At 72.1% G+C, this 843-nt stretch carries 2 pseudogenes; both read right to left on the bottom strand.

The window, feature by feature from the left end:
* Positions 1-589 (bottom strand): annotated as a pseudogene (locus tag ACWJ6R_RS37275) (hypothetical protein); the annotation flags it as partial.
* 58 nt (positions 590-647) lie between these two features.
* Positions 648-843: pseudogene (locus tag ACWJ6R_RS37270) on the bottom strand (hypothetical protein); the annotation flags it as partial.

The raw sequence follows: 843 nt of genomic DNA, 5'->3' as shown, positions 1-843 counted from the left end.
CCATCGCCGCGGCCACCTCGGGGGTCCTGCCGCTCCGGGCCATGGCGTGGTGCCTCGCGCGCAGGGCCGACAGCTTGGCCAGCAGCCGGGCGATCTCCCACTCCTGGGCCGGGAGCATCACGGAGTTGCGCGCGCCGTCGAGCATCCCGGAGGCGTGGACCTGGGAGCGCAGGACGTACTCGACCGCCCGGCGGGTCCGCTCGCGCAGCTGCTCGGCGGGGGCGTCGAAGTCCTCCGGCAGCAGGTAGCGGTCCTCGTACCAGCGGGCGTTGCGGTAGACCTCCTGCTCGGTGTCCTCGCTCTCCAGGGGCCCTTCGCGGGCGGCCAGGTGGCCGGTGAAGGCCACGAAGAGGAGCAGCGCGGGGACGAACATGAGGATCCGCCCGTCCTCGGAGCCGAAGGCGCCGGCGAGCAGCAGGAGCGTGGCGATCGCCCCGGCGACCTGCAGCGCCCGGACCGACAGGCGGGGGACGTCGATCCGCGGCTCGGGGGTCCACCCGGCGCGGACGCGCGACAGCAGGGATCCGTTCCTGCGGAACAGATCGGCGACCTCCGCAGGAACCTCCGGGTCGACCGCCACGTGCTGCACCGGCTCGCTCTCCCCTTTCCCGCGGTCGGACCGTAGTCGAGAAATCTTATATTTTCGGCTATCCGTCGAGATAGCGGAACGCCTCATGAGCGGAGCGGATGCTGGCGTTCAGCGCCTGCCGCAGCTGGTCGGCGTCCTGCGCCAGATGGCCGATCTCCGGAGCCATCAGCCGGCCCGCGCCCGCCTCCGCGACGAGCTGCTCGTACTCCGGGAGCTGGGCGCGCAGGGCCTCGATCTGGTGGTGGGAGAGCAGT

The organism is Planomonospora algeriensis (assembly GCF_977012225.1).
This window is presented reverse-complemented; position numbering and strand designations above follow the sequence as displayed.